The sequence below is a fragment of the Ruegeria arenilitoris genome, assembly GCF_013035315.1.
Classification (GTDB): domain Bacteria; phylum Pseudomonadota; class Alphaproteobacteria; order Rhodobacterales; family Rhodobacteraceae; genus Ruegeria; species Ruegeria arenilitoris_D.
In genome coordinates this window covers 1-5,705 of sequence record NZ_WQHP01000019.1, presented here as the reverse complement: position 1 = coordinate 5,705, position 5,705 = coordinate 1, and the positions used below count along the sequence as shown (strand labels likewise).

At 52.1% G+C, this 5,705-nt stretch carries 5 protein-coding genes and 3 pseudogenes; 3 read left to right on the top strand and 5 right to left on the bottom strand.

Annotated elements, in window-relative coordinates; translation table 11 throughout:
- Positions 1-217 (bottom strand): annotated as a pseudogene (locus GOV53_RS21125) (hypothetical protein); the annotation flags it as partial.
- Positions 218-223: 6 nt separating this feature from the next.
- Between GOV53_RS21125 and GOV53_RS21120 the strand changes: the two are divergent.
- Positions 224-919, top strand: a pseudogene (locus GOV53_RS21120) (IS6 family transposase); the annotation flags it as partial.
- 277 nt (positions 920-1,196) lie between these two features.
- Here GOV53_RS21120 and GOV53_RS21115 read toward each other — a convergent pair.
- The 4 genes from GOV53_RS21115 to GOV53_RS21100 all read right to left on the bottom strand — a co-directional run bounded on the left by GOV53_RS21115 (position 1,197) and on the right by GOV53_RS21100 (position 3,893).
- Positions 1,197-2,165, bottom strand: a complete 969-nt coding sequence (locus GOV53_RS21115) for an SMP-30/gluconolactonase/LRE family protein (RefSeq protein ID WP_170470510.1) — start codon at positions 2,163-2,165, stop codon at positions 1,197-1,199.
- 517 nt (positions 2,166-2,682) lie between these two features.
- Complete coding sequence (locus GOV53_RS21110) at positions 2,683-3,048, bottom strand: hypothetical protein (RefSeq protein WP_170470507.1); 366 nt, start codon at positions 3,046-3,048, stop codon at positions 2,683-2,685.
- A 403-nt stretch (positions 3,049-3,451) separates the two neighbouring features.
- Positions 3,452-3,679, bottom strand: coding sequence for a DUF1127 domain-containing protein (locus GOV53_RS21105; RefSeq protein WP_254439365.1), 228 nt, complete (start codon positions 3,677-3,679; stop codon positions 3,452-3,454).
- On the bottom strand, positions 3,669-3,893 hold the full coding sequence (locus GOV53_RS21100) for a DUF1127 domain-containing protein (protein WP_254439364.1): 225 nt from the start codon (positions 3,891-3,893) through the stop codon (positions 3,669-3,671). The genes GOV53_RS21105 and GOV53_RS21100 overlap by 11 nt, the downstream gene beginning before the upstream one ends.
- Positions 3,894-3,957: 64 nt before the next feature.
- On the opposite strand from GOV53_RS21100, the gene GOV53_RS21095 reads away from it, so the two are divergent.
- Both GOV53_RS21095 and GOV53_RS21395 read left to right on the top strand, forming a co-directional pair.
- Complete coding sequence (locus GOV53_RS21095; RefSeq protein WP_367648817.1) at positions 3,958-4,935, top strand: LysR family transcriptional regulator; 978 nt, start codon at positions 3,958-3,960, stop codon at positions 4,933-4,935.
- Positions 4,936-5,470: 535 nt separating this feature from the next.
- Positions 5,471-5,705 (top strand): annotated as a pseudogene (locus tag GOV53_RS21395) (IS6 family transposase); the annotation flags it as partial.

Here is a 5,705-nt window from a genome sequence, read left to right as displayed (position 1 = left end):
AGAGATGCCGGACCGTTCTGGCCTCCTCTTCATTCACCACCAGCGTTCTTGCCTTTGGATCCGGGTGGCGATCATAGCCCAGGGGCAGGTTACCACCCATCCAAAGCCCCTTTTTCTTAGACGCTGCAATCTTGTCACGAATACGTTCCGCAGTGACTTCCCGTTCGTCCTTGTCAGAAGAATTTGTCTTGAGGGGGGCAGGGCGGTTGCGTAGCATTTGCACGTGACCAAAACTGCCTCTTTCAAATACTTCAAAACTAGTCCCGAAATCATTCGCCTTGCTGTGATGCTGTACATCCGTTTCCCGCTCTCACTTCGGAATGTCGAAGATTTGTTGCGCGAGCGAGGCATCGACGTGAGCCACGAAACTGTCCGATACTGGTGGAACAGGTTTGGCCCCATGTTTGCTTCTGAAATCAGGCGGAAGCGTGTTCAGCAATTGAGGGCATACTCCAAATGGAAGTGGCATGTGGACGAGGTTTTCGTAAAGGTGAGTGGCAAGCGGCATTATCTTTGGCGGGCCGTTGATCACGAAGGTGAGGTGCTTGAGGCCGTCGTCACGACGCGTCGAAACAAAGCCGCAGCACTGAGATTCCTCAAGAAATTGATGAAGCGGCACGGTTGCGCCGAAGAGATCGTCACAGATCGCTTCGCTTCCTACAAGGCTGCGCTCAGAGAAATGGGCGCTCTTGAAAAACAACAGACGGGCAGGTGGCTCAATAACCGCGTCGAGAATTCGCACCTGCCGTTTCGACGACGCGAACGCGCTATGCAACGTTTCAGGCGCATGCGAAGTTTACAGAAATTCGCTTCCGTCCATTCCTCCGTATACAACCACTTCAACCAGGAAAGATCGCTAGCCAGCCGAGACACCTTCAATCTGACCCGCGCCGCCGCACTTAGCGAGTGGCGTCAACTTTGTTCCGGATTGGTTCAAGGTTTCTGCGGCAAACTGAGACTGGTTCGAATTCGTCTGACAGCACCTCAACATGGATATCACACAGGGCTTGCGAGACCAGAGAATTGCAGAGCGGACGCCAGGCGGAGGCGGCTTTGTCCGCGCAGCGGTCATTGATGCACTGCACAGCGAACGACTGCTCTGAGCCCATAGTAGTCGCTCAAAAAGCGGAGTCCGGAGATCTGAGAGCCCATTAGGGAAACCTTTTTTTCGCGCAGAAGCCCTCCAGAGAGCAGTTTTACCCTCCCGCCATGCCAGCGACGTTGACATAGAGGGCGTACACAGAATGGCTTGCTGCCATAAAAAGTCGGCTGTTGGCACGGCCTCCAAAGCAGACATTGGCACATCGTTCAGGCAATGCGATGCGACCTATTGGAGTTCCATCAGGGTCAAAGACCATCACTCCGTCCAGTTCGGCATCACCCATACCCCAACCGCACCAGAGGTTGCCATCCACATCCACGCGGAATCCATCTGGCGTGCCAGAACCTGCATCGATTAGCGCACGCTTGTTCTGGATCGAGGCACCATCTGTGTTCACGTCATAAGCTAGTATCTTTCGAGACGGTTCACCACGCGATTCAACAATGTAGAGCACGGTCTCATCGGGGCTGAAGGCCAAGCCATTTGGTCCCAGAATGTCATCGGCTACGACTTTCAGTTTTTCGGTGTCGGGGTCCAGTCGGTATACGTTCTGGCCTAACTCTGGTTCGGCGCGATGACCTTCGTAGTTGCCCGAGATGCCAAACGGTGGATCCGTGAACCAGACACTGCCGTCTGATTTGACGATCACATCATTGGGCGAGTTGAGACGCTTTCCGTCAAAGCTCTCGGCTAGCACAGTGATTGACCCATCATATTCTGTGCGCGTAACCCGTCGTCCACCGTGCTCGCACGAAATCAGGCGACCTTGCCTGTCCCGGGTCTGACCGTTGGCAAAATTCGAGGGCTGACGAAACGCCGATGACTGTCCGGTAACCTCGTCCCAGCGCATGATCCGGTTATTCGGAATATCACTCCATAGCAGATATCGCCCGTCACCGAACCAGACTGGCCCTTCACACCAGCGACAACCAGTTGCCAATCGTTCTACGCCGGCCAACGGCAGCCTGTATTTATCAAAGCGCGGATCGAACGCCACAACGGATGGGTCTGGATACCGCTGGGAGGGTTGCCAGCTATTTTCGAAGTCAAATTTGTCCGTCATAAATCATCCTCATTGTGGTGTCTGCTCAAGCTAAGTGACCGGTCTTGAATTGAACAGGGCCCGTTAATCACCATCGGCAAAGCCCCTAAGGACGCAAGTGCAAATCTCAGTTGCGATCATCGCGGCTATTCGACTTGGCCTGCTTTTTCCGCCAAGCAATCGCTGAGTGTATTTGACTTAACACCGGCACCAAGGCTGGAGCGGTCGTTGAAATGATGGGGTTTAGGAATTTTCATCTCGCTAAAAAGACTCACCAAGTTTGGCTAGCAGGCTGCCGGGGACCAGCAACATCGCTAAACTTGGATGGGGCTAAGTGCTGGTGATGCAACACTTGTTTACCAAGTAGTTCGAACTACTCAGGATGCAAATCAACTACTGCTAACTAGCTGACAACCATTGTGCGTCTTAGCCGGCAAATTGGACATGCGATGTGGTTTGAAGAGTGACCGTACAGAGCCCAATGCGGAGAATGGTTTTTAGCACGTCGGGCGGAAAAGGGTCATTCACTAAAGCCCATTCAAACGGCAGTAATGCGCAGCGTGCTACTGGTCGTTTGAGTGAAGAGCAGATGTGAGTGTGCCCTAGTTTCCGCGATGATCTCAATAGCAATTGACGTTGGCGTAGGCCAGTTGGGATGCAAGATTGCTTCAACAATATCCGCGTCAGCTACAAACCGCGCGTTATGTTTCGCAGCAAGATAGCGCATGTGGTGGTTTTCCTGCAGGCACATCATTTGGATTGTCCTGACACACCTGTTCTGTGCCATTGCGAACATCTGTTGAAACAAAGCGTCACCAATGCCAACACCTTGCCACTCGGCCTCCACGGAAAAGGCGGCTTCGGTCTTTGATCGCCATGACTGAAAGATACCGCGCAGTTCCACAAGGCCCCTCAATTGCCCAGAGATAAACGCTCCACAAACGATGCTGTCGTACCGAAGGACATTCTGCGCATAACCCAAAACCCCTTTATTAGAAACGGTTCCACAAAATCGTGCGCGCCGAGTCTGGTCATCTAATCGAAGAAAATGATCACAGATGCTATCTTGATCGCCGAAACGGAGACGACGAACGATCGGGTCTCGTGATGTTCTCCTGCCTCTCATCTTTCACGGCTCCTGCTTGGCAGGGTGGTTTGGGCCAGCACTTTCGGGAGGAGGTGAAAATACTGGCCCTTTGCGTTGGCGCTCCCTGTTGGCTTTTACGCCGCCGCTCTTGCTGGCTTACTCTGGGAGGAGCGAGGACCAGCAAATTCCGTTCAATCTTTTGTTCTGAGGGTCTACTTCGCTATTCGTTAGCCATCAATTTTGCGGCATATTCTGGGATATCGGATCGCGAGATTCCGATCTGAGCGAGCTGATGGTCGTTCATATTCGAAAGTGTGGAGAGCATCCGGGCCGTTTGAAGCGCCTTGAAGGCCGCATTTGCCGTGGCTCCGATCCTCGCCTGGAAGCTGATTGATAGAGCAATGGCGTGACCACGATCGGTACCAGCCGTTTGGGTGTTAGCAGCCATATGCAGCCTCCATAGAAAGTCTTTTGATGCTACTGCGCGGAATGCCCAGATCTGTCAGGTCGCGGTCCGATAGCACCGAGAGCTCATAATACGTTGCGCGATAAACCCTGCGTTTGGCCTGTGCCCTGCGTATCGCGTCCAGTTTTTGATGAAAGAACGTGCGGCCAGCTTCGAAAACGACATCTAGCCCGCTGTTTGATCGAGTAATTGCCATGATATTGCCTCGTCCGTTGCTGCAATGCGGTATTTTTGCTGCAATGCAGAGATAAGGGTATTTGGTGGCGCTCACAATTCGACAATTTGGCAAAGACCCCATGCCATATTGGAACAGCAAAGGTCACGACATGGACATTTCTGCGCAAATGCTAATCTTTACGACGGTTGTCGAGCAGGGCAGCATCTCTGCGGCTGCTAGATCAATGGGGCAGACCCCATCAGCAGTAAGTAAGCAGATCGGGTTACTTGAAGATCAGGTGCACTACCGCCTTCTCAATCGCACCAGAACGGGTGTCTCTCCGACGCGAGAAGGCCAAGATTTCTATGAAAAATGCAAAGCGATGGCCGACAAATTCAATGAAGCCAAAGCGATGATCCACAGCTTTGACGGTGTCCCACGCGGAGAACTCAGGATCGCGTCGACTGTTGCATTCGGTAAGTCCCAACTGATTCCTGCCCTGCCAGAGTTCATGAAAGAGAACCCGGAGGTTCAAATGTCTCTGGATCTGACCGACCGAGAAATTGATCTTCGGAGTGAAGGGTTCGATGCGGCGATCTGCTTTGCGGAACAACGCAAGAATCCAGATATGGTCATCAGGCGCATTATGCAAAGCCGAAGGGTGCTATGTGCCTCACCTGAATACCTTGAGCGTTCTGGAACACCGTCGAATTTTTCCGAATTGGCTGAGCACAATTGCTTAAGAGTTGCTGGGAGAAGCCAGCGGAACGCTTGGAACAGCATCGAACCGAACGCAGGCGAAAAATTTGAAGCAACGGGCAGTTTTGAGGGAAACAGCACCGATGTCGTCTTTCGAGCCGCTCTTGCTGGCATCGGGATCGCACGGCTGCCCTGCTATATGGCAAATATCAAATTTAGCTCCGGCGAACTTGTCCACGTCATGCCGGAGTATGCACCACCCAGCACAGATATTGTCGTAATGTTTGCCGAAAGGCGGAATCTAGCACCAAAAACCCGCGCGTTCGTAGATTATCTCGTGCGGCGGTTTCGGGATGCCGAAAAGAACCAAAAGAACGGCTAACCACGCATAGAAACGATAGCAGTTGTCCAAGTTTATCCGATCCAATCTGCTGTGATTGTTTAAAAGCCCAGCTGAGATTCAAGCAGAACTGACTGGGCACTTCGACCAAAAATCTGGTAGCGGTTGGTGAATGCAGAATTGATAAATTCAACTTAAGAGGAGCATTCATCCGAACACATGATTAACGGCTGCTATCAGCGGCATTAAAGTGATAGTGCGCTTAACCCGCAGATGAGCTAAACACCTAACGATGGATCGTTTCACCTAAATCCGCTTCGACAATATTTTCCAATCGTTTCGACTCTAAAAAACACCCAGTGATTGGGGTAGTAGGCCAAGACCTGATCGCGGACACGCTGACTGCGAAAGTCAGATTTCTAGGGCCTCTGAGGGCTTGGCCAAGATGAACCGTGGATTGCCATGAAGCGATATCAACGCATGACTTACTTCGTAGCTTGCACCAATTACCTCAGATAGGGGTCTTGTCGGAAGAACGTTTCTTGAGCAGGGCAGGGGTGTTGCATAGCTTTTGCCCATGACCAGACCTGCCTCTTTCAAATACTCCAAAACCAGTCCCGAGATCATCCGCCTTGCGGTGATGCTGTACATCCGATTCCCGCTCTCGCTTCGGAATGTCGAAGATCTGCTGCATGAGCGAGGCATCGACGTGAGCCACGAAACTGTCCGATATTGGTGGAACAGATTTGGCCCGATGTTTGCTGCTGAGATTAGACGGAAGCGCGTTCAGCAGCTGCGTGCGTTCTCTAAAT

What these genes read in the sequence shown, in the direction of transcription:
- GOV53_RS21115 (WP_170470510.1), bottom strand. Translation starts at nt 2,165, where the DNA reads ATGACGGACAAATTTGACTTCGAAAATAGCTGGCAACCCTCCCAGCGG.
- GOV53_RS21105 (WP_254439365.1), bottom strand. Translation starts at nt 3,679, where the DNA reads ATGGCTGCTAACACCCAAACGGCTGGTACCGATCGTGGTCACGCCATT.
- GOV53_RS21100 (WP_254439364.1), bottom strand. Translation starts at nt 3,893, where the DNA reads ATGGCAATTACTCGATCAAACAGCGGGCTAGATGTCGTTTTCGAAGCT.